A 23172-nucleotide genomic window follows, 5' to 3' on the forward strand; every position below is an offset into this window, starting at 1 on the left:
AAACATCATGAGTTCCCCCAAAACTGTTTCTGCCGATTCCGGCGAAACGTTCAAAACATTGCGAAATCTCTGGCCCTACATGTGGCCATCTGAACGCCCTGATCTGCGCATGCGCGTGGTTTGGGCGACGTTCTATCTGGTGATTTCCAAGATCGTTCTGATCCTTGTTCCCTATTTCTTCAAATGGGTGACGAATGCACTGAATGGACAGCTTTCAACGCCCGATTATATTCCGCTGATCCTTACCGGCGCGGTCATGCTGGTGCTCGCCTATAATGCGGCCAAGATTATTCAGGCGGGGCTCAATCAGCTTCGCGATGCGCTGTTTGCCAGTGTCGGCCAATATGCGGTGCGTCAGCTTGCCTATAAAACCTTCGTGCATATGCACCAGCTTTCGCTCCGCTTCCATCTGGAGCGACGCACGGGTGGTCTCTCGCGTGTGATCGAGCGCGGCACCAAGGGCATTGAAACGATCGTTCGTTTCACGATCCTCAACACGTTGCCGACCATTCTTGAGTTTGCGCTGACGGCGGTGATTTTCGCCTTCGCCTATGGCTTTTCCTACTTGCTGGTAGTTGCTGCAACCGTATGGGCCTATACGTGGTTCACGATCAAGGCGAGTGACTGGCGCATCAATATTCGTCGCGAGATGAATGATTCCGACACAGATGCCAACACCAAGGCCATCGATTCGCTACTCAACTTCGAGACGGTCAAATATTTCGGCAATGAGACGATGGAAGCCAAGCGCTTCGATGCGTCGATGGCGCGCTATGAAGATGCCGCGACAAAAACCTGGACTTCGCTCGGCTGGCTGAACTTTGGTCAGGCTGTGATTTTCGGTGTCGGTATGGCCATTGTTATGGTGATGTCGGCGCGCGAAGTGCAGGCGGGCACGCAGTCGCTTGGTGACTTCGTATTCATCAACGCGATGTTGATGCAGCTTTCCATTCCGCTCAATTTCATCGGTTTCATCTATCGTGAAATCCGTCAGGGCCTGACTGACATTGAGCAGATGTTCGACCTCCTCGATGTACAGCAGGAAGTGCAGGACAAGCCAAGCGCCGAACCGCTTGATGTGGACAAAGGCGCAATCCGCTTCAACGATGTGCATTTCGCCTATGACGCCAACCGTCCGATCCTCAAAGGCGTCAGCTTTGAAGTGCCGGCGGGTAAGACGGTGGCGATTGTCGGCCCGTCAGGTGCAGGTAAATCCACGATCTCGCGTCTTCTGTTCCGCTTCTATGACGTTCAGTCCGGTTCGGTGACGATTGATGGGCAAGATGTGCGCGATGTAACGCAAGAGAGCCTGCGCAAAGTCATCGGCATGGTCCCGCAGGATACTGTGCTCTTCAATGACACGATTGCCTATAACATTCGTTATGGTCGCACTGATGCGAGCGATCAGGACGTGGAAAAGGCAGCCGAAATGGCGCAGATCTCCGGCTTCATCAAACATCTGCCGGAAGGCTATCAGGCAATGGTCGGCGAACGTGGCTTGAAGCTTTCAGGCGGTGAAAAGCAGCGCGTGGCAATTGCTCGTACGATCCTGAAAGCACCGCCAATTCTTATTCTAGATGAGGCCACATCGGCACTCGATACAGCGACCGAGCAAGAAATTCAGTCGGCGCTCGATATCGTCAGCCGTGGCCGCACAACACTGGTGATCGCGCATCGTTTGTCGACGGTTATTGGTGCGGACGAAATCATCGTGCTGAAGGAAGGGCTGATTGCCGAACGTGGTACGCATAGGGCGCTTCTGAAGCAGGATGGTCTTTATGCTTCGATGTGGAACCGTCAGCGTGAGGCTGATGAGGCAGAAGAACGCCTGCGTCAGGTCCGCGAAAGTGACGACATGGGCGTCGTCACGCGTGGTGCGCCTGCTGCGGAGTAAATAATCGCTTGTTAAACCAAACACCTGTGACCTTTTCTCATAGGTGTTTGGTCAGGCCTGAGCGTAGATGAATTTCTCAAAGCTTGATGCGTCGCATTATTGTGCTTTGGATTAGTATATGATCACGAACCCTGACAGTCGTGAATAAATTGCGAAATACGTTTTGATTTTAAGCGGGATGAGGTAAAACCGGGCCAAGCGTCGCATCGTGCTGTTGATCAGGGGAGATTTTCGGCAAAGCGGTGCGCATATAATTCACTAGAACGCATGGTTGTCGGGCAGACTTGCCGCGTTCCAGAAGGAAAAACGATGAGCCTGTCTGATACCATTCGTAACACTTTCGTGCCGATCCATCGTGAAGGTTATCCGTTTATCGCGGGCTTCTTCGTGGTTTCGCTCATTCTGGGCTGGCTGTGGAACCCGCTGTTCTGGATTGGTCTCGTTCTGACCATCTGGTGCATTTATTTCTACCGCGATCCTGAGCGTGTGACGCCAATCGCCGACGATCTTGTGATCAGCCCGGCTGACGGCAAGGTTTCTTTCGTTGGCCCGGCAGTGCCGCCAGCGGAACTGGATCTCGGCGCAGAGCCGCTTATGCGCGTGTCTGTGTTCATGAACGTGTTTTCCGTTCACATCAATCGTGCGCCAGTGCGTGGTCGTATCGAGAAGATCTTTCACCGCCCGGGCAAGTTCCTCAATGCAGAACTTGATAAGGCCAGCACCGAAAACGAGCGCAATTCCGTTCTCATCGACAGTGCAAACGGCAAGGTCGGCGTTGTACAAATCGCAGGTCTGGTTGCCCGCCGTATCGTCTGCTGGTCACGCGAAAGCGACAATCTCTCAGTCGGTGAGCGCTTCGGCCTGATCCGTTTCGGCTCACGCGTTGATGTCTATCTGCCAGCCGGTGCATCGGTTCGCGTTGCTGTCGGCCAAACCGCTGTGGCTGGTGAAACGGTTCTTGCTGAATTCGGTAGCGAACGCGTTGAACCTGTGGTGCGGATCGCCTGAGCCGATGGAAACACCATTCCCACCCTTCGAGCCTAATGGCCGCGTGGATTCATCCCGCGGCCCAAGACTGTCGCAGATTCCTCTGCGCATCGTAATTCCGAATGTCATCACGGTTCTTGCCATCTGTGCGGGCTTAACTGGCATTCGTCTGGCATTTGAGCACCGCTTTGAACTCGCAGTAACGATGGTGCTGATTGCGGCGTTTCTCGACGGTATTGATGGCCGCGTAGCCCGCATGATGAAAGGCTCGTCGAAATTCGGTGAGCAGATGGATTCGCTGGCCGATATCGTCAATTTTGGCGTCGCGCCTGCATTGGTGCTTTATGTTTTCGTACTTGATCAGGCGCGTTCCTTCGGCTGGATTGCGGCGCTGCTTTACGCCATTGCCTGCTGCCTGCGTCTTGCCCGTTTCAACGTGATGCTGGAAGACCCGAACCGCCCTGCATGGCAGAGCAATTACTTCATCGGCGTGCCTGCACCAGCAGGCGCCATGTTGGTTCTGTTGCCCGTCTATCTCGGCTTCCTTGGGCTGACACCAAGCAAGGGGCTGGCTTTCGGTGTTGCGATCTACACAGTTGCCATTGCTTTCCTGCTGGTCAGCCGCTTGCCGGTTTATAACGGCAAGTCCGCCGGTAGCCTCGTGCGCCGCGACATCGTCATGCCGCTGATCCTCATGGTGGTGATTTATGTGGCATTTCTGATGAGCTTCACATGGCACACGCTGACACTGACAGCGCTAGCCTATGTTGCCTTTCTGCCGCTTAGTCTGCTGGCATGGAACCGTCGTGAAGCAGCCGATAAGAAGGCCGCTCATGAAAACGAGCCGTCAGAAGACGTCTGACGGTAAGTTTTGGAGAATAAAATTTGCGCGCTCCTGAACCGTTGATTTCGGCAGGAGCGCGATTTCATATCCAAACTGCTGATATGTCTGCTCCATCGCATCAAATGTGCGTTTCGCCTCATCGAAGTTCTGTTTGCGCTCGGCGTCCTGATCAAAAATTTCTGCCCATGGTGGAGCGAGAAACACCGTTCTGTTATATCGAATCGTGGACGCTGCTTGCCGAATGTGTTCAGGCACCGGCAATCTACAAAGCGTGAGATAGCCGATAACATCAGGCACACCGCGATCAAAGAACACCGGTCCTTCGTTGTTGCAGGCAAGACCGTAAGAGCGCATCTCCCACGAAAGCATCAGTTCCGCAAACAAGGAGCGATCTGCCCATGGCAGTGCTTTCCCGCCGATTTCTACCTGATGCTGAATGATGGCGCGGCCTGCTTCGACACTGCGTGCAAAGCCCCGCTTCTCCAGAGCATCGATGAGTGTGCTTTTGCCTGATCCGGGTCCGCCACTGATAATGATAAAGCGTTGATAGTCGTGAGACATTGGTCCTCCAGTAAAATGGGAATGTGCGCGTGCATAAGCGCGCGAAGGAACAGTCTTGTCTGGTAGGGGGAAGGTCCGCTTTAAAATGAGCCGGAAAGGTCGGCAGGAGCGGAATATTTAGAGCATATCCCGAAAAATGCGAAGCGGTTTTCGGAAAAAGATGCGCGTAGAAACAAATAGATAGAGCATTTCCAATGACTCAATCAAAACAGGAAATGCTCTAGAAAGGATAAGTCCGGCCTTGGCATCGTGCAAGGCCGGATCTGCAAAAATCAGGACGGCATATGATAGTCGAGGAAGCGATCCTGACGCACATCGTAAAGTTTGCCAGTAACATCAAGGTTCGGATCGGCTAGTTTGACGATCTTCTCGGCGACTGACTGTGGTGTTGGCAAAGTTTCCGGATCTTCACCCGGCATTGCCTGCGCACGCATGGCGGTGCGGGTTGCGCCTGGATTAACTGAGTTGACCTTGAGCTTCATCTGTTTGGCTTCTTCTGCCCAGCAGCGCGCCATCACTTCGACTGCGGCCTTGGAAGCGGCATAAGGGCCCCAGAATGCGCGGCAGGAGTGAGCAACACCTGATGAGAGCAGAATTGCACGTCCAGCATCAGATGCACGCAGCAGCGGGTCTGTGGTACGGATGAGGCGCCATACGCTGGTCACGTTGACATTCATAACCTTATCAAATGTCTTGGCTTCTACATGGCCGATGGGGGAAATCGTGCCAAGGACGCCAGCATTTGCAACGAGAATATCGAGTTTACCCCAGCGCTCATGAATAGAGCCGCCGAGACGATCAATCGCTTCCATATCGGTAATGTCGAGCGGAACGAGCGTGGTGGTGCCACCGATCTTACGAATTTCGTCGTCAAGTTCTTCCAAACCGCCAACAGTACGTGCGACGGCGATCACATGAGCGCCGCGCTTTGCAAGCTCAAGCGAAAGAAAATATCCAATGCCGCGTGATGCGCCTGTTACCAAGGCGATACGGCCCGTAAGGTCGCCCTTAAGGTCAGTTGTCATTCTACCCCCAATTTCGTGCAGGAACATGAAACAGGCGGCCTTTTGAGCCGCCTGCGTGAAGACTATCGATCAGCCGTTAGAAGCAAGAAGCGACAACGTGTGAACGTTGCTTTCGCCTTCCTGATCGACAAGACGGGTTGGATATTCACCCGTGAAGTAGTGATCGGTGAAGGCGGGCGCCTTAGGATCACGAGGTTGTCCACCGACGGCCTGATAAAGTCCATCGATTGACAGAAATTCTAGCGAATCTGCACCGATATAGCGGCACATCGCTTCGAGACTGTCATACTGGTTCGCCAGCAGCTTATCACCGTCCGGTGTGTCAATGCCATAGAAGTCTGGATGGAAGATCATCGGGCTTGCAACGCGAATATGCACTTCCTTGGCGCCTGCATCGCGGATCATCTGAACGATCTTGACCGAAGTGGTGCCACGGACGATGGAATCATCCACCAGAACAACGCGCTTGCCTTCGATCATCGCACGATTGGCGGAGTGCTTGAGCTTCACGCCAAGTGCACGGATCTGCTGGGTTGGCTCAATGAAGGTACGACCGACATAGTGATTGCGGATGATACCATATTCAAACGGAATGCCGCTGGCCTGCGCGAAGCCAAGCGCTGCCGGCGTGCCGCCATCCGGCACAGGAACAACCACGTCAGCTTCGATTGGCGATTCTTTCGCCAGTTCCATGCCCATGTTCTTGCGCGCAACATAAACGCTGCGACCGCCAACAACCGAGTCAGGACGTGCGAAGTAGACATATTCAAACAAGCAAAGGCGTTCCGGTTGCGGATTTTCGGCCTTGATGCAGTCAGTTGTGATCGAGCCATCTTTCTGGATTTCACAGATGATGACTTCGCCGTTTTCCACGTCGCGAATATATTTCGCGCCGATAATGTCGAGAGCACAGGTTTCCGAGCAGAAGATCGGTTTTCCGTCGAGTTCGCCCATGACGAGGGGACGAATGCCAACCGGGTCGCGCGCCGCAATCAGCTTCGTGCGCGTAAGCGCCAGCATTGCATAACCGCCTTCGACCTGACGGATTGCATCGACAAAACGCGCGCTCGAGGAAGCCTGACGTGAACGGGCGATCATATGCAGCACAACTTCGGTGTCCGATGTTGCCTGGAAAATGGCGCCGGACGCAATCAGCTGCTTGCGCAGCGTAATGCCATTAGTGAAATTGCCGTTATGCGCAATCGCGATGCCGCCAACTTCCAGCTCTGCGAAAAGCGGCTGAACGTTACGCAGGATCGTTTCGCCAGTGGTGGAATAACGCACATGGCCGATGGCGCGATCGCCGGGCAAACGATTGAGCGTCGAAGCATCGGTGAAGTGATCTCCAACCAGGCCCATATGGCGCTCCGAATGGAAGCGGCGGTTGTGGTAGGAAACAATACCGGCGGCTTCCTGTCCGCGATGCTGAAGGGCGTGCAGACCAAGCGCTGTCAGCGCTGCTGCGTCCTCATGGCCGAGAATACCAAATACACCACACTCTTCATGCAACGTATCATCGTCCAGCATAAAGGAAGTTTCGTCATGCGATTGTTGGAACATCGTCCGCAAGGCCTTTCGATTGCGGTTTGTTAAAAGCGGTATTTACAGGAAAAGGCGTCACTTTAAAAGCGGTCCGTTTCACCTGCGTCATTTTCAGCTCTCAATATAAGGATGGATTGAGGCTGAAAACAGATGAAACCGGTAGCGCTAGGCATACCGGTTTCAAAAAAGGTGGTTCAAGATCAGTTTGCAGCCGGTGTATCGTCCGGTACAGGTGCTTCCGTCTGATCGCCTGTCTGGCCACTTGGCTGGCCGGTTGCAGGTGCCTGACCTTCCTGACCTGGCTTAAACTGCTTGATGGCCGCTTCTGGGTCCGCAGGCAAAAGATCGATCAGCTGCTGACCAAAGGAATCAAGCATTGGCTTGGACTTTGCGTTGCTCACCCACGCAGGTTGGCCGGTTGGCACCAGCCAGTTGAAGAACAACATCGCGACAACAACGAGAAGAACACCGCGTGCAGCGCCGAACAAGAAGCCGAGCGTCCTATCGAGTGCACCGATGCGACTGTCGATGATGAAATCAGCGATCTTCATGGTAATCAGCGAAACAACGATCAGAACCACAAGGAAAACCGCACCGGCGGCTGCAATCTTCGCGATTGTTTCGTTGTTGATATAGGGCTGAAGGTACGGCAGAACCGGCTTATAGAAAAGATACGCAGCGGCGGCTGCTGCTGCCCATGAGACCAGCGAAAGCACTTCACGCGAAAAACCACGGACCATCGCAAGAACGGCCGAAACCAGCGTTATTCCGAGTAGAATTCCATCAAGTAACGTAATCGGCATTCTGGCCTGTCCTTAATTTATACGCAGCGTGGCTTTTTCGCCTGCGGGGCAGTCAAACTTGGCTGAGCATAACAGCGGAAAGTTGACGAAACCTTCCGCTGTTAAATCTCATTAAATTCAATTATCTGCAACCTTATGGTCGCAGATGAAACTTACTTCTTACCCGGTCCCGATGCAGCGATACGCGCAACAAGATCGGGTAGCGCCGTAGTTTCTACGAGGCCGAAGTTGCGGTCTTTCCAGAGTTCGCTGCTTCCGCCCGGCACTACTGATTGCCGGAAACCGAGCTTTTCGGCTTCCTTCAGTCTCTGTACTGCATGCGAAACCGCACGAACAGCACCAGAAAGGCTTATTTCGCCGAAATAAACACTATCTGCGGGCAGGGCAATACCTGCAATGGATGAAACAAGCGCCGCAGCCACGGCAATATCCGCCGCTGGCTCACTGATGCGATAGCCACCCGCCACATTGAGATAGACATCATGCTGGCCAAAACGCACGCCGCAATGTGATTCGAGAACCGCCAAAATCATCGCGAGACGGCTTCCATCCCAGCCCACAACCGCACGGCGCGGTGTGCCGAGCGAAGAGGGGGATACGAGTGCCTGTATCTCGACCAGAACCGGGCGCGTGCCTTCCATGCCTGCAAAAACAGCAGCCCCCGGCGACTTTTCGTTGCGCTCACCAAGGAATAGCTCAGAGGGATTGGATACTTCGCGTAAGCCTCCGTCCGACATCTCAAAAACGCCGATTTCATCGGTCGGGCCGAAACGGTTCTTGACCGTGCGTAGAATGCGGTACTGGTGTCCGCCTTCACCTTCAAAATAGAGAACGCCATCGACCATGTGTTCAACCACGCGCGGGCCGGCGATCTGCCCTTCTTTGGTGACGTGGCCAACGAGGACGACCGCAGCACCTGTCTGCTTGGCATAGCGGATCATTGCTTGAGCAGAGGAACGCACCTGCGTCACTGTACCGGGTGCGGAATCTGCCATGTCAGTCCAGAGCGTCTGGATTGAGTCAATGATAACGAGATCAGGTCGCTTGCCATCAGAAACTGTGGCAAGAATGTCTTCGACATTGGTTTCTGCAGCCAGTTCTACCGAAGAAGACGCAACGCCTAAACGTTGCGCACGCAGTCTTATCTGCGCGACGGCTTCTTCGCCGGATACATAGACGATTCGGTGCCCGCGATTGGCGAGAGCTGCCGCCGCTTGTGTCAACAGCGTTGACTTGCCGATGCCGGGATCGCCACCAATCAGGATAGCCGAACCACGGACGAAGCCACCGCCAGTTACGCGATCAAGTTCGCTGATGCCGGAAATGATGCGCGGCGCATCTTCGATTTCGCCAGACAAAGAGGTGAGGGCAACGGCGCGGCCCTTTCGCTTTGAAAGCATGGAGCCAGGGCCGGAGCCAATGCCACTATTGGTGCCTTCTTCGACGAGTGTATTCCACTCGCCGCAGCCGTCGCACTTGCCAGCCCAGCGCGTATGAACCGCGCCGCAATTCTGGCAGATGAACTGAATGCGTGCTTTGGCCATCAAGCACGCTCTCTAAGATCGGAAAAACTAGTCATATTGCTCCGGGATACAAGCAATTCCAGGAAAAGTGCTTAGCGGTTTTCCGTTCGGAATTGCGACCAAAAGGAACATTCGATTTATTCATACTGCTCCGGGATATAAGATCCCTCGGCCAAATCTGCAAATCGCGTGAACTCGGCCTGGAAGGCGAGTTTGACCGTACCCGTTGGTCCGTGACGCTGCTTAGCAACAATAACGTCAGCAGTACCTTTTACTTTTTCAAAGTGCTGTTTCCACTCTTCATACTTAGGGTCGAACTCATCGCGAGGCTCGAGGTTCTTAACGTAATATTCCTCACGGAACACGAAAAGTACCACGTCGGCGTCCTGCTCGATCGAACCCGATTCACGAAGATCGGAGAGCTGAGGGCGCTTGTCGTCACGGCTTTCCACCTGACGCGAAAGCTGTGATAGCGCGATGATCGGAACATTGAGTTCCTTACCAAGCGCTTTGAGACCCGTGGTAATTTCGGTGATTTCCTGCACGCGGTTCTGTGCCGAAGCTTTTGAGGAACCAGTCATCAGCTGAACGTAGTCGATGACCAGAACGTCGAGACCGCGCTGGCGCTTCAGGCGACGCGCACGCGCTGCCAGCTGCGCAATTGAGATACCACCGGTCTGATCGATATAAAGCGGGATCTTCTGCATATGCTGTGAGCAGGCGACCAGCTTTTCAAAATCCGATTCAGTAATATCACCGCGACGAATCTTCGAGGAAGACACTTCCGTTTGCTCAGAAATGATACGGGTCGCGAGCTGCTCCGCCGACATTTCGAGTGAGAAGAAGCCAACAACACCGCCATTGATGGCCTTCATCGTGCCGTCGGCCTGCTGCTCGGCTTCATAGGCATTGGCGATGTTGAAAGCGATGTTCGTAGCAAGCGAGGTCTTACCCATACCCGGACGACCTGCAAGAATGATCAAGTCGGAAGGCTGCAAGCCACCCATTTTGCCATCAAGCGTATGAATGCCCGTGGATACACCCGAAAGGTGGCCGTCGCGCATAAAAGCGGCGTTCGCCATATCAACGGCGGTGGTAACGGCATCCTTGAACGCCTGAAAACCACCATCATAACGGCCCGTTTCTGCAAGTTCGAACAGACGGCGCTCGGCGTCTTCGATCTGTTCCTGCGGTGCATTATCAACCGGCGCGTCATAAGCGACGTTGACCATATCTTCGCCAATGCCAATCAAAGCGCGGCGCGTTGCAAGATCATAGATCGCACGGCCATAATCTTCGGCATTGATGATGGTCACGGCTTCGGTGGCGAGACGCGCGACATACTGGAATACAGTCAGATCACCGATCTTGCCCTCATTGGGCAAGAATGTTTTCATGGTGACAGGATTAGCCATCTTGCCGACGCGGATAAGATCCGTGGAGATCTCGTAGATACGGCGATGCAAAGGCTCGAAGAAATGGGTCGGTTTCAGAAAATCTGAAACGCGATAAAAGGCGTCGTTGTTGATGAGGATAGCGCCCAAAAGCGCCTGCTCTGCTTCAATGTTGTGGGGTGCTTCCCGATAAAGCGTCTCTTTTTGATCGCGCGCATCGTCAAGTTTGCGTACCGCCGCTTCCGCCATGATTCTCTAGTCCTGTCCCTGATCTCTCCAGCTAGCTCTGAAGTGAAGCTAAACGCAACGCAGCCTCAAGGTGATTCCTGCTGGAAGATACAAGCTATACCATGATTCACAGGCATCCACAGTTCACGGTTCAATCTTTTGCACCGGGACTTGACGTCTGTTGTGATGCAGAATGGCTGCTGCTACGAAACCCGAAACAAGCTCAGAGGGATTCTTTTATGCGTTCTCGTTTCATATCGGCGTGGCTGGCGGCCATCGCTTCGTTGTCATTTCTGTCTTTTCCTGCGGCAGCTGCTGAACCGATCAAGGTTAAGGTCTTCATCGCTGCAATGTTCGAGATCGGCGAGAACAGCGGCGATCGCGCAGGTGAATTTCAAAACTGGTATGAGCGCTATTGGAAAGATGCCAAGCCTATCGAAGTGAAAGGCGCATTGAAGCCCGTCTATTGTAACGATGATGGTGTTTGCGGCGCAGTGCTTGGCATGGGCAAGGTGAACTCATCTGCCAGTATGCAGGCTATTCTTCTCGACCCGGCTTTTGACTTCTCGAAAAGCTATTACGTCCTGTCGGGTGTTGCCGGTACGCCACCTTCACGCGGTACGATTGGCGATGTGAGCTGGGCGACATGGCTTGTTGATTATGACCTTGGGCACCGCTGGGCCCCGGAAGAAGGCAAGGCAGGCGAGCCGGTCTTCATGCCGCGCAAAGGTTATGAAGACTATCGCGTCTTCAAGCTCAACCCTGATCTTGTCGCTGCCGCCATGCGTCTCGGCAAAGACGTGAAGCTTGAGGATTCGAAGGAAGCGCAGGCCTATCGGATGCGTTATCCGGACAAAGCTGCACAATCAGCACCGTCTTTGAAGGAAGGCACTCATATGACGGGTGATACTTTCTTTCATGGTCCGGGATTGTCGAAAGAAGCGCAATACATTGCAAAGCTTTACGGCGCTGACGACTATTTGATCACCGAAATGGAAGCTGCTTCGATCACCCTCGTCATCAAGCGCCAGTTCGGAACGGATCGTATTCTCAGCCTGCGTGGAGCCGTGAACTTCGATCAGGGCAATCCAAACGAAACGACGTTGCAGCACCTTGATCCAGCACCGGGCGAAACCGCCGGCGGGTTTGCCGAAACAGTCAAGAATATCTACCTCGTCGGCGCTCCGGTCGTCGATGAAATCACGACCCATTGGGATAAATGGGAAGCTGGCGTTCCTAAAGCTGAATAAGCATAAAGGGCTGTGTGAATGTTCACACAGCCCCTTTCTTTGTATGTCAGCACTATTGGGCTTTGGCCCTTTTTTTGGGTGCTTGTGTCTCGCTGTTGGCACCTTTTGGCGCGCTGTCGAGCCGCTTGAGTCGCTTTTCCTCAGCCTCAATGTAATTGCGTGTTAGCGGCACGGCTTCCTGCTTATGTGCAATCTGAATATGGAACACCATCATGTTCTGCCAACGGAATGCGCTCTCAGAGGCTGCAAGGTAAAATTCCCACATTCGGCAGAAACGTTCGTCGTAAAGAGCTTTGGCTTCCTCGCGTCGAGCCATAAACGCAAGACGCCATTCTTTAAGCGTTTCGGCATAATGAAGCCGCAAGATTTCAATGTCAGTGACATAAAGCCCTGCTTTCTCGATATGCGGCAACACCTCGGAGAGGGCAGGGATATAACCACCCGGGAAAATATACTTGCGGATGAATGGGTTGGTTGCGCCAGGGCCATCGGCGCGGCCAATAGCGTGAAGCAGGAAGACGCCGTCTTTTTTCAGCAAGCGCGCCGCATGTTGAAAATATTCAGCGAAATGTCCGACGCCGACATGCTCGAACATTCCTACTGAGACAAGCCGGTCGAACTGGTCATCGATATTGCGATAATCTGTCAGCTGAAACTTGGCGCGGTCCGCAAGATCTTCTTCGGCTGCGCGTTTGTTGGCGATAGCGTGCTGTTCTTCTGAAAGCGTGACACCGGTCACATTGGCTTTGAGATAACGGGCGAGATAAAGCCCCATGCCGCCCCAACCGCAGCCAATATCCAGAATTTTGTCGCCTTCATTGACGAGAAGTTTCGCTGCGATATGGCGCTTCTTCGCGAGTTGTGCCTCAGCGAGCGTCGTATTGGGTGTTTCAAAGTAAGCGCAGGAATATTGCTTGTCCGGATCAAGGAACAGATCGTAAAGCGCGCCTGAAAGGTCGTAATGGCTTTTCACATTGCTCGATGAGCGAGCCAGATTGTTCATCTGCTGGAAACGCCGAAACAGCACGCGGAATTTGCCAGCTGCCTTCATCCAAGGCTCGGTGGCGGCTATTGGTCCCGTGTTTTCGAAAACCACTTTCAGCAATGTGTAAATATCGCCGTTGAGAAAATCGATTTCGCCATCCATGAAGCATTCCGCAAGCTTCAATTCAGGGTCGAGCGCTACAGCGCGTTCAGCATGTCGAGTATTAAAACGGATATGAACCGGCTCGCCGGTCTTGTCTCCATACTGATTGGCAGTCCCATCAGAATCGGTAACCGTCAGGTCCCCGGTTTTGATCATATGCGAAAGAACAGTACGCAGCATTCCATACATCGGCCCCATCTCCTTGTTGAGATTAGAGCAGGTGCAAACATCCATGCGATTGCATGGCAGGCGGCCTGTTGCCTTTATAAAAGCCGCGCTGTCATCAGATTTTCAGGCAATTCCCATTTGGTCAGTCAGTCTTTGGCCGGCCTCTGGCTTTTCGCCTGAGCAAACGCGGACGCTTCCGTCAGCACCCTCTCCAATCCAATACTAAAATGAAGAATAGGCACTTTTGCCGATCTGAAAAGAGAAAATGCCCGACGGAGACCGCCGGGCATGATCATATAAAGTTTACCACCATGAGAATGCCAGCCAAAGCGGCTGGCATTTCTCGGATGATAGACGGCTAAATTAAGCCTGGTCTTCTGCTTCTTCGTCTTCGTCGAAGATTTCTTCAGCAAGCGGAGCTTCTTCGATGCCGTAGATAGCTTCGATAGAGGTGAGGTCTTCACCCTTTGCCTGACGTTCTGCTTCTTCGGTCGAACGTGCGATGTTGACAGTAACGCTGACCTGAACTTCTGGATGCAGCGAAATCGCAACTTCGTGCAGGCCAATTGCCTTGATTGGCTGGTTCAGTTCAACCTGGTTGCGGTGCAGGTTGAAGCCGTTTGCGGTGATGATGTCAGCGATGTCGCGGGTCGAAACCGAACCGTAGAGCTGACCGGTTTCACCAGCCGAACGAACAACGATGAACGATTCGCCGTTGAGCTTTGCAGCAACTGCTTCAGCTTCGTTCTTGCGCTCAAGGTTCTGAGCTTCGAGCTGTGCGCGCTGGCCTTCAAACTTCTTCTTGTTGGCTTCGTTGGCACGAAGAGCCTTGCCCTGCGGCAGAAGGAAGTTACGGGCAAAGCCGTCCTTGACCTTAACAGTGTCGCCCATCTGACCGAGGCGAGCGATGCGTTCCAGAAGAATAACGTCCATTTGAGTTTCCTTTCGAGTGTTTCAATATGTTTATTGGTTGTTGGCGTCTGGCATTTTTGAGATCGGCGCACCGCGCGATGTATCGAAAAGACCAAAAACCATGAAGACAAAAAGCAGGAATGCGAAGAGGATAATCGCCACATAGACGAGCCACAGCACCACTGGGCGCCAGGCTTTTCCACGCGTGCGCATGTGGAATGTTGCAAGACCTGCAATCATGAAGCCGAAGCTCAATGCTCCAACAACTACCGTTGCAATCAGGCCAGCTCCACCCGGCAGAAACGCTACTGCGAGCGCCACCGCAAAAACGAGCAATGCCGGACGCGGCATACGCATGGTCGCGGGCCAGTCATCACGCGGACGGCGTAAACGGCCAGAAAGAGCTGTAAGGCGCAGAGCCAGATAGAGATTACCGACCAGAATGGCAAGGCAGGTTGCAGGCTGAACCGCAGGCAAAGCTACCATTAGAAGAGCCGTAACGCTCTGGCGCATTTCATCGCTAGGTGTGAACTGTGGATCAGCCTCCGCCAGACGATCGATCAGCGTATTAGCCAGCTCGCGAGCCATATCTGGCCCGAAACCCAGAATGAAACCAATGATGATGAAGCTGACAGCAACCATCAGCGCGAGACGGAAAACAATATCCGAAAGCGGATACCAGACCATGACGTCTTTAGGACCGCCGAGTTCGGAAGCCGGACGTGCGAGGCCGGAAAGATACGCGCCTGTTGCAGCGGGCACGTAGCTTGTTAGTGCCATCAGCACTGCTGCCATGGGGGCTGCAAACACGCCGATCGCAATGGTGGCGGCTGCAGCGGCAACAAGCCCTGCGCTCGAACCCCAACCAAGGGCGGCAACAAAAATTGGTAACGGCGTCAGGAAATACAGAACCACCGCCATGCCCGATTGAGCAATGACGCCAGACGACATCAATGCCGAGGCAAGCCCCGCCAATATGCCGACTCCAATGATGGTTCCGTTAAACTTCATAAACTCGCTGTCCTGCTCCGGCTATTCCGGTTCTGCAGTTAGAGACGGCACAAGGGCTTCGCCTCAACTTGGGTTTTAATTACACTCCGTTGCGCCCATCGCAGTGGAGGAAAATGGGAGGCGAAGTGTCGCCTCCCAAAAAGTCTTACTTCACAACGTATGGAAGCAGGCCGAGGAAACGAGCGCGCTTGATCGCCTTGGCAAGTTCACGCTGCTTCTTCTGGCTGACAGCCGTAATACGCGAAGGAACGATTTTGCCGCGTTCCGAAATGTAACGCTGCAGAAGCTTGATGTCCTTGTAGTCGATCTTCGGTGCGTTTGCGCCGGAGAAAGGGCACGTCTTGCGACGACGATGGAAAGGACGACGGGTCGGGATCTGATTGATATCAACCATGATTATGCTCCTTCACCAGCTTCGTTGTCGCGTGGACGACGTGGGCCGCGATCACCGCGATCGCCACGGTCGAAACCGCCTTCACGTGGACGACGTGGGCCGCGGTCATCACCATCGCGTTCACGACGATCGTCGCGGCGCGAAAGCATAGCCGACTGGCCTTCTTCGTGTTCTTCAACGCGAACGGTCATGAAACGAAGAACGTCTTCGTTGATGCGCATCTGGCGTTCCATTTCAGCTACGGCTGCTGCCGGAGCTTCAATGTTTACGAGCGTGTAATACGCCTTGCGATTCTTCTTGATGCGGTAGGTGAGGGGACGAAGACCCCAGTTTTCAACCTTACCGACCTTGCCGCCATTAGCTTCGAGGACACCCTTGTACTGTTCGACGAGAGCGTCGACCTGCTGCTGGGAAATGTCCTGGCGGGCAAGAAGCACATGTTCATAAAGAGCCATTGGCTTTGCCTTTCTTCTGTTGCATCACGCTGGCACTAACGGCTAAGCCTCTGCGACTTCTCTTAGAACCGGAAAACCGGGAAGAAAGGACGCTTGGGTAAAGACAATCGAGAGCGGAGACACGGGAGGCAGAAGCACTTACGACTTCCACATGCATTCTCACTTTTAACGGTGAGGAAGACATGCTCCTCCGTTCAGCCCCCAGCTAATGCCAGCAACGAACGGGCGCCTATTACGTGTTTTTCCCCTGCTTTGCAAGCGTTGCGACTGGCAAAAATCCACAAATACTTGACTTTTCAACCCATGCTGGGGCACATCGCGTGAAATTGTTATATAAAAAGAGGCATTCATGGCGGTAGCATTTACCTTTCCCGGACAGGGCAGCCAGGCAGTTGGCATGGGCAAAGCCTTGGCGGAACAGTTCGCTGAAGCACGCGCTGTTTTCGAGGAAGTAGACGCAGCACTGGGCGAAAAGCTCTCCGCGACCATGTTTGAAGGTCCGGAAGATGTTCTGACGCTGACGGCCAATGCACAACCAGCTCTCATGGCGGTTTCGATTGCCACGTTGCGCGTCATGGAAGCGCGTGGCTTTTCGCTGAAAGACAAAGTCGCCTACGTTGCGGGCCATTCGCTCGGCGAATATTCGGCGCTGTGCGCAGCGGGCACTTTCTCGCTTGCAGATACTGCCCGCCTTTTGCGCATTCGCGGAAACGCCATGCAGAAGGCTGTTCCGGTCGGTGAAGGCGCAATGGCTGCCATTATCGGCCTCGAGCACAGCGATGTTGAAGCCATCTGTGCAGAAGCAAAGGCCTCTGGCTCGGTTCAGATCGCAAATGACAATGGCGGCGGTCAGCTCGTCATTTCTGGTTCAAAAGCGGCTGTTGAACTGGCGGCTTCGCTTGCTTCCGAAAAAGGTGCCAAACGTGCGATCATGTTGCCCGTCTCTGCACCGTTCCATTCGACGCTGATGGCTCCTGCTGCGGAAGCTATGCGTGAAGCGCTGGCTCAGGTTGAGAAGCACAATCCGGTTGTGCCGGTGATTGCCAATGTGCGTGCGGCGCCTGTCACGGATGCCAATGAGATCGCTGATCTGCTGGTCGAGCAAGTCACGGGTCAGGTGCGTTGGCGGGAAACTGTTGAATGGTTTGCAGCCAATGGCGTAACCACGCTTTATGAAGTAGGTTCAGGCAAGGTTCTGACCGGTCTTGCGCGTCGCATCTCTAAAGATGTGACTGGAGTAACCGTTGGTTCGGCCGAAGAAATCGATGCAGCTCTTGCTGCGCTTAATGCATAAGAGGATCTGGAATGTTTGATCTGACTGGCCGCAAGGCTCTCGTAACCGGTGCGACCGGCGGTCTGGGCGAAGCGATTGCTCGCGCTCTTCATGCGCAGGGCGCAATCGTCGGCCTTCATGGTACGCGTGAAGAAAAGCTGAAAGAGCTCGCTGCTGAACTCGGTGATCGTACGTTCATTTTCCCGGCAAACCTGTCTGACCGCGAAGCCGTCAAGGCTCTTGGCCAGAAGGCGGAAGAAGAAATGGGCGGTATTGATATTCTCGTCAATAATGCCGGGATTACCCGTGATGGCCTGTTCGTACGCATGAGCGACGAAGATTGGGACGCGGTTCTCAATGTCAACCTGACCTCGGTGTTCAACCTGACGCGTGAGCTAACCCATCCGATGATGCGCCGCCGCAATGGCCGTATTATCAACATTACGTCGATTGTTGGCGTAACCGGTAATCCAGGTCAGGCAAACTACTGTGCGTCCAAAGCGGGCCTAATCGGCTTCTCGAAGTCGCTGGCCCAGGAAATTGCAAGCCGTAACGTTACAGTTAACTGTATTGCTCCGGGTTTCATCGAATCGGCTATGACCGACAAGCTGAACGAGAAGCAGAAGGAAGCAATCATGGGCAGCATCCCGATGAAGCGTATGGGCGCTGGTGGTGATATTGCTGCTGCGGTTGTTTACCTGGCAAGCGATGAAGCCGCATATGTGACTGGCCAGACACTGCACATCAATGGCGGTATGGCTATGATCTAAAAGCCCTTTACAGGCTTTGAGGTCACTATTTTACGGTATATAAAGGCTTAAAGTCGGACTGTGAAAACTAAAATGCGCTTTGCCTTGCTCAAGAAGCATGGTAATGCGCCCGACGAGAGTTTCGGCATTTCGGTTGCGAGATGTCGTTATCCTGTTCCGCAAGGAATATCCACAGGGTGACTGTCAGGCGAGTAAACTCGAAACTTGGCAGGCATCTTATAACTTGATTACAATCATGCATGCCGCTAACCAAGGCAGAGCAAACTAACAACAGGTCGAGGTTCCGACATGAGCGATACCGCAGAGCGCGTCAAGAAAATCGTTGTTGAGCATCTGGGTGTAGATGCCGACAAGGTCACCGAAGGCGCAAGCTTCATTGATGATCTTGGTGCAGACAGCCTCGACACCGTCGAGCTGGTCATGGCTTTCGAAGAAGAATTCGGCGTTGAAATTCCTGACGACGCTGCAGAAACGATCCTCACGGTCGGCGACGCTGTGAAGTTCATCGATAAGGCATCCGCCTAATCTGAGCTTTTGGGGCTGGGATTCTTGCAATCCCGGCCCTACTTGTCTTCTGCTTGGAGACACGAACTAACATAACCGGTTCTGGCCAAACACAGGCCACATGCGAAACGCAATCCGGTAGCAAGATTGAGCATCGACTGTATGAGGCGCTATTCGCCTGCGGGATGTCTCCAACGAAGTTTATCAAATCTAAGGGGTGGATATGAGGCGTGTCGTCATCACCGGTCTTGGTCTGGTGTCTCCGCTTGCGAGCGGTGTCGAAGAGACCTGGAAGCGTCTTGTTGCCGGTGAAAGCGGTGCTCGCCGCATCACGGAATTTGAAGTTGATGATCTGGCCTACCAGATTGCCTGCCGTATTCCGATCGGCGATGGCTCCAACGGCACATTCAACCCCGATCTCCATATGGAGCCCAAGGAGCAGCGCAAAGTTGATCCGTTCATCGTCTATGCTGTTGGCGCAGCCGATCAGGCTCTGGACGATGCCAACTGGCATCCTGAAAGCGATGAAGATCAGGTTCGCACTGGCGTTCTGATCGGTTCCGGTATCGGTGGTATCGAAGGCATCGTCGAAGCGGGCTACACGCTGCGTGATAAGGGTCCGCGTCGTATTTCGCCATTCTTCATTCCCGGCCGTTTGATCAATCTGGCTTCCGGCCATGTTTCGATCAAGCACGGACTTCGTGGCCCGAACCATTCCGTGGTAACTGCCTGCGCAACCGGAACGCACGCCATTGGCGATGCTGCCCGTTTGATTGCCTTTGGCGACGCGGACGTCATGGTTGCCGGTGGTACGGAATCGCCGGTCAGCCGCATTTCGCTGGCAGGCTTCGCTGCTTGTAAGGCTCTGTCCACCAAGCGCAATGACGATCCAACCGCAGCTTCCCGTCCTTATGACAATGACCGCGACGGTTTCGTCATGGGTGAGGGTGCAGGCGTTGTGGTTCTTGAAGAGCTGGAACACGCTCTTGCGCGTGGCGCAAAGATCTACGCTGAAGTCATCGGCTACGGTCTGTCAGGTGACGCTTTCCACATCACCGCTCCGACCGAAAGTGGCGAAGGCGCAGAGCGCTGCATGGTTGCAGCTTTGAAGCGCGCTGAAATCACTCCGGACCAGATCGATTACATCAATGCGCATGGCACTTCGACCATGGCTGATACCATCGAGTTGGGTGCAGTCGAACGTGTTGTTGGCGATGCGGCCTCGAAGGTCTCCATGTCTTCGACAAAGTCGTCAATCGGGCATTTGCTCGGTGCGGCAGGTGCTGCGGAGGCAATCTTCTCAACGCTAGCTATCCGCGACAATATCGCTCCGCCAACGCTTAATCTGGACAATCCAGCGGTTGAAACCAAGATCGATCTCGTTCCGCACAAAGCGCGCGAACGCAAAATCGATATCGCCTTGTCGAACTCTTTCGGTTTCGGCGGCACTAATGCTTCGTTGATTCTGCGTCGCTATTCCTGAGTGGTAGCCTAAGCAAAAGTCGATCTATTTAAAAACGCGGGGATTTCTCCGCGTTTTTGCCAAAATATAACCCGATGCGATGTTTAAACCTGCTTTTTGTGGTTAGTGTGCTTCACAAGTATTTGGTTGATTTGTATGCCGTCTCGCGCGGGTCTCAGGACGAGGTGATGGAGTGAGTTCAGAAGAAAAGCCCGGAGCCAACCCTGCAGAGCAGCAGCCGCAAGGTGCTGTGGTGTCCGAACAGGCCGCAGCTAAGCCTTTCGTGCCGAAATCTGCTTCAGAGGCTCTGCGCCCCGAACCGGGTACGCCACCGCCGCGCAAGCGTTCGCGCCATGCACGAAGCCAGATCGTCGTCTTCATGAATTTCATGCTGTCACTGATCGTACTGGTTTTGCTCGGTGCATCGGCCCTGTTTTACTTCGGCAAGCTACAATTTGACTCTCAAGGGCCTCTGACTGCTGAAACCACATTCCTTGTGAAGCGTGGCGCTGGCGTTTCAGAAGTTTCGAACAGCCTCGAAGGCCGTGAAATCGTCAGCGACGCACGTATCTTCCGCTACGGTATGCGTGCTTACGGCCATGAGAATGATCTCAAGGCTGGCGAATATGCGATCCCTGCTGGCTCGACCATGCGCGACGTGATGAATATTCTCATCAGTGGCAAGTCGATCATGTATCCGCTGACAATTCCGGAAGGCCTGACTGTCAAACAGGTGTTCGACCGTATCTCTGCCGATCCAATTTTGGTTGGTGATATGCCAAAGAACATGCCTCCCGAAGGTGGTCTGTTCACCGACACGCTCAACTTCACACGCGGCTCGACACGCGAAGAAATCATCAATCGTATGATCGCTTCACAGCAGAAGTTGATTGATGATACTTGGGCGAAACGTCGCGCTGATCTGCCGGTCAAGGACAAGAATGAGTTCGTGACGCTTGCTTCTATCGTTGAGAAAGAAACAGGTATCGCATCGGAACGTCCGCATGTGGCTTCGGTTTTTGTGAACCGTCTCAACAAGGGTATGCGTATTCAGTCCGATCCGACTATCATTTACGGCCTCTTCGGTGGTGCTGGTAAGCCTTCTGATCGCCCGATCTTCAAATCAGATATCGAGAAGCCAACGCCATACAACACTTATGTAATCAATGGTCTTCCGCCGACACCAATTGCCAATCCGGGTCGCGCAGCACTTGAGGCTGTGGCCAATCCGCTCGATACTGAAGACCTCTACTTCGTGGCTGATGGTACTGGCGGGCATGTTTTTGCCAAGACCTTGGCCGAACACAATGCCAATGTGCGCAAATGGCGCGCGGTTGAGCAAGAAAAGAACCAGCTACAGCAGCAAAACACCGCCCAGTAATGGGCGGTTTTACTTCGCATGCTAGTCTTTGGTGAAGAAAGGTGCACATGGTGCTCCAGAGTATGACAGGGTTTGCGCGCCACGCGATACAGTATGGTGCTGCGGATAACGAAGCACGGATCGTGTGGGAAGTACGCTCGGTCAACGGCAAGGGTCTGGACCTGCGTTTGCGTTTGCCGCAAGGTCTGGAAGGTGCTGAGCACCCGGTTCGGTCACTTCTGGCGCGTTATTTTTCGCGCGGAAATTTTCAGGCAAGTCTGACAGTCGAACGTGCAGAAGCCCAGGCGGGTTTCACCATCAATCAAGCAATGCTCGATGAAGTTCTGAAACTAGGTGCGGAGCTGCAGGCCCGACACGGTCTTCAGCCAGCAAGCGTTGATGGCATTCTCTCGCTGCGTGGCATTATCGATCAGGTGCAAGTCAGCGAAGACGACAATTCACGCGCAGGGCTTGAAACAGCGGTAGTTGTGGCTTTTGAAGGCGCATTGAAATCCATTGCCGAAGCGCGCGCTCACGAAGGCCAATCGCTTTTCACGATCCTTTCCGGCCATGTCGATACGATTGAGCGTCTGACACTTGAAGCGCGGAACGATCCGTCGCGCAGTGTCGATGCTATCCGCACAAAGCTGGCCGGGCAGGTCGCTCTACTCATGGAAACCGGACGCGATCTTGATGAAACGCGGCTTTATCAGGAAGCGGCCTTCCTTGCGACCAAGGCGGACATTCAGGAAGAGCTGGACCGGCTGGAAACCCATGTCGCTTCGGCCCGCAAGCTGCTTTCCGATGGCGGTCCGGTAGGGCGTAAGCTTGACTTTCTTTCACAGGAATTTAATCGCGAAGCCAATACGCTGTGTTCGAAGTCGAATGCAGCGTCGATCACCGCAATCGGCCTCGAGCTGAAAGCAGTCGTCGATCAGTTTCGCGAACAGGTACAGAATCTGGAGTAACGGAAAATGGCCATCTCTTCGGTCGAACATGGCATTGCACGCAGAGGCTTGATGGTGGTGATTTCGTCACCGTCAGGTGCCGGAAAATCCACAATCGCGCGACAGCTGCTCGGCGATCCGGATATGAAGCTCTCGCTATCGATCTCCGTTACCACGCGTGAGCGCCGCCCCAGCGAAATCGATGGCGTGCATTACCACTTCATCACCAAGCGTGAATTTGAGCGGCTGCGTGACAATGATGAGCTGATCGAATGGGCGGAAGTGCATGGCAACTTCTACGGCACGTTGCGTCAGACCGCTGAGGAAGCGCTGGCAGACGGTCAGGACATGCTGTTCGACATTGATTGGCAGGGTGCTGAACAGCTCCAAGCCAAGATGCCTGCCGATGTGGTGTCGATCTTCATTCTGCCGCCTACCATGCGTGAGCTGCAGAACCGCCTCAACCGCCGTGCGGAAGACACGGCTGATGTGATCGAAACCCGCTTGCAGAATGCGCGGTTTGAAATCCAGAAATGGGTAAAATACGACTATATCGTCATCAATGAAGACCTTCAGCGCTCCTATGCGGGCATCAAAGGCATCATCGTTGCCGAGCGTTTGCGCCGTGATCGGCGTCCGGGACTTTTCGAATTTGTCGAAGGTCTTCTGGAGGAAAATCCGGGAATCTAAACAGCCATCAAAGCGCGGGGAGGGCGTG

At 53.8% G+C, this 23172-nt stretch carries 22 protein-coding genes; 11 read left to right on the forward strand and 11 right to left on the reverse strand.

From position 1 onward, the window contains the following. The first annotated feature begins 7 nt into the window (after positions 1 to 7). The 3 genes from CEV34_RS09655 to pssA all read left to right on the forward strand — a co-directional run bounded on the left by CEV34_RS09655 (position 8) and on the right by pssA (position 3743). On the forward strand, positions 8 to 1894 hold the full coding sequence (locus CEV34_RS09655; protein ID WP_007873793.1) for an ABCB family ABC transporter ATP-binding protein/permease: 1887 nt from the start codon (positions 8 to 10) through the stop codon (positions 1892 to 1894). 309 nt (positions 1895 to 2203) lie between these two features. Next, positions 2204 to 2902: a phosphatidylserine decarboxylase gene (locus CEV34_RS09660; protein ID WP_007873795.1), complete on the forward strand. Its 699-nt coding sequence runs from the start codon at positions 2204 to 2206 to the stop codon at positions 2900 to 2902. Between the two features lie 4 nt (positions 2903 to 2906). After that, positions 2907 to 3743 carry a CDP-diacylglycerol--serine O-phosphatidyltransferase gene (gene pssA / locus CEV34_RS09665; RefSeq protein WP_007873797.1) on the forward strand — a complete coding sequence of 279 codons (837 nt, stop codon included), beginning with the start codon at positions 2907 to 2909 and terminating at the stop codon, positions 3741 to 3743. Here pssA and CEV34_RS09670 read toward each other — a convergent pair. The 6 genes from CEV34_RS09670 to CEV34_RS09695 all read right to left on the reverse strand — a co-directional run bounded on the left by CEV34_RS09670 (position 3729) and on the right by CEV34_RS09695 (position 10822). Continuing rightward, positions 3729 to 4286 (reverse strand): AAA family ATPase, encoded by a 558-nt coding sequence (locus CEV34_RS09670; protein WP_007873798.1) that lies wholly within the window; start codon positions 4284 to 4286, stop codon positions 3729 to 3731. The two genes, pssA and CEV34_RS09670, sit on opposite strands and share 15 nt — an antisense overlap. A gap of 272 nt (positions 4287 to 4558) precedes the next feature. Then, complete coding sequence (locus tag CEV34_RS09675; RefSeq protein WP_007873799.1) at positions 4559 to 5311, reverse strand: SDR family NAD(P)-dependent oxidoreductase; 753 nt, start codon at positions 5309 to 5311, stop codon at positions 4559 to 4561. Positions 5312 to 5380: 69 nt separating this feature from the next. Further along, positions 5381 to 6871 (reverse strand): amidophosphoribosyltransferase, encoded by a 1491-nt coding sequence (gene purF / locus CEV34_RS09680; RefSeq protein ID WP_079211579.1) that lies wholly within the window; start codon positions 6869 to 6871, stop codon positions 5381 to 5383. Between the two features lie 182 nt (positions 6872 to 7053). Beyond that, positions 7054 to 7656, reverse strand: coding sequence for a CvpA family protein (locus CEV34_RS09685; protein WP_007873801.1), 603 nt, complete (start codon positions 7654 to 7656; stop codon positions 7054 to 7056). A 152-nt stretch (positions 7657 to 7808) separates the two neighbouring features. Continuing rightward, positions 7809 to 9200, reverse strand: a complete 1392-nt coding sequence (gene radA / locus CEV34_RS09690) for a DNA repair protein RadA (RefSeq protein WP_007873802.1) — start codon at positions 9198 to 9200, stop codon at positions 7809 to 7811. Between the two features lie 116 nt (positions 9201 to 9316). Then, positions 9317 to 10822, reverse strand: a complete 1506-nt coding sequence (locus CEV34_RS09695; RefSeq protein ID WP_007873804.1) for a replicative DNA helicase — start codon at positions 10820 to 10822, stop codon at positions 9317 to 9319. 218 nt (positions 10823 to 11040) lie between these two features. On the opposite strand from CEV34_RS09695, the gene CEV34_RS09700 reads away from it, so the two are divergent. Beyond that, positions 11041 to 12051, forward strand: coding sequence for a purine-nucleoside phosphorylase (locus tag CEV34_RS09700; protein ID WP_007873806.1), 1011 nt, complete (start codon positions 11041 to 11043; stop codon positions 12049 to 12051). Positions 12052 to 12103: 52 nt separating this feature from the next. On the opposite strand, the gene CEV34_RS09705 is transcribed toward CEV34_RS09700, so the two are convergent. The 5 genes from CEV34_RS09705 to rpsF all read right to left on the reverse strand — a co-directional run bounded on the left by CEV34_RS09705 (position 12104) and on the right by rpsF (position 16138). After that, complete coding sequence (locus CEV34_RS09705; RefSeq protein ID WP_007873807.1) at positions 12104 to 13387, reverse strand: SAM-dependent methyltransferase; 1284 nt, start codon at positions 13385 to 13387, stop codon at positions 12104 to 12106. A 342-nt stretch (positions 13388 to 13729) separates the two neighbouring features. Then, positions 13730 to 14299, reverse strand: a complete 570-nt coding sequence (gene rplI, locus CEV34_RS09710; RefSeq protein ID WP_007873810.1) for a 50S ribosomal protein L9 — start codon at positions 14297 to 14299, stop codon at positions 13730 to 13732. 30 nt (positions 14300 to 14329) lie between these two features. Further along, a complete protein-coding gene (locus CEV34_RS09715; RefSeq protein ID WP_007873814.1) occupies positions 14330 to 15289 on the reverse strand; it encodes a DUF2232 domain-containing protein in 960 nt (319 codons plus the stop codon). Between the two features lie 145 nt (positions 15290 to 15434). Further along, on the reverse strand, positions 15435 to 15683 hold the full coding sequence (gene rpsR, locus CEV34_RS09720; RefSeq protein ID WP_006466219.1) for a 30S ribosomal protein S18: 249 nt from the start codon (positions 15681 to 15683) through the stop codon (positions 15435 to 15437). Between the two features lie 2 nt (positions 15684 to 15685). Continuing rightward, positions 15686 to 16138, reverse strand: coding sequence for a 30S ribosomal protein S6 (gene rpsF / locus CEV34_RS09725; RefSeq protein WP_007873819.1), 453 nt, complete (start codon positions 16136 to 16138; stop codon positions 15686 to 15688). Positions 16139 to 16487: 349 nt separating this feature from the next. Between rpsF and fabD the strand changes: the two genes are divergently transcribed. The 7 genes from fabD to gmk all read left to right on the forward strand — a co-directional run bounded on the left by fabD (position 16488) and on the right by gmk (position 23144). Next, the gene (gene fabD, locus CEV34_RS09730) at positions 16488 to 17432 is read left to right on the forward strand and encodes an ACP S-malonyltransferase (protein WP_007873821.1); all 945 of its coding nucleotides are present in this window, start codon (positions 16488 to 16490) and stop codon (positions 17430 to 17432) included. Positions 17433 to 17443: 11 nt separating this feature from the next. Next, positions 17444 to 18181 carry a 3-oxoacyl-[acyl-carrier-protein] reductase gene (gene fabG, locus CEV34_RS09735; RefSeq protein ID WP_007873823.1) on the forward strand — a complete coding sequence of 246 codons (738 nt, stop codon included), beginning with the start codon at positions 17444 to 17446 and terminating at the stop codon, positions 18179 to 18181. Between the two features lie 288 nt (positions 18182 to 18469). Further along, a complete protein-coding gene (locus CEV34_RS09745) occupies positions 18470 to 18706 on the forward strand; it encodes an acyl carrier protein (RefSeq protein ID WP_002963616.1) in 237 nt (78 codons plus the stop codon). A gap of 202 nt (positions 18707 to 18908) precedes the next feature. Then, positions 18909 to 20168: a beta-ketoacyl-ACP synthase II gene (gene fabF, locus CEV34_RS09750; protein WP_094543536.1), complete on the forward strand. Its 1260-nt coding sequence runs from the start codon at positions 18909 to 18911 to the stop codon at positions 20166 to 20168. A gap of 172 nt (positions 20169 to 20340) precedes the next feature. Continuing rightward, positions 20341 to 21528 carry an endolytic transglycosylase MltG gene (mltG, locus tag CEV34_RS09755; RefSeq protein ID WP_007873999.1) on the forward strand — a complete coding sequence of 396 codons (1188 nt, stop codon included), beginning with the start codon at positions 20341 to 20343 and terminating at the stop codon, positions 21526 to 21528. 47 nt (positions 21529 to 21575) lie between these two features. Further along, positions 21576 to 22475, forward strand: coding sequence for a YicC/YloC family endoribonuclease (locus tag CEV34_RS09760; protein ID WP_007874004.1), 900 nt, complete (start codon positions 21576 to 21578; stop codon positions 22473 to 22475). Between the two features lie 6 nt (positions 22476 to 22481). Further along, on the forward strand, positions 22482 to 23144 hold the full coding sequence (gene gmk / locus CEV34_RS09765; protein ID WP_007874006.1) for a guanylate kinase: 663 nt from the start codon (positions 22482 to 22484) through the stop codon (positions 23142 to 23144). Positions 23145 to 23172: the final 28 nt, after the last annotated feature.

Source organism: Brucella pseudogrignonensis (assembly GCF_002252525.1).
Classification (GTDB): Bacteria; Pseudomonadota; Alphaproteobacteria; order Rhizobiales; family Rhizobiaceae; genus Brucella; species Brucella pseudogrignonensis.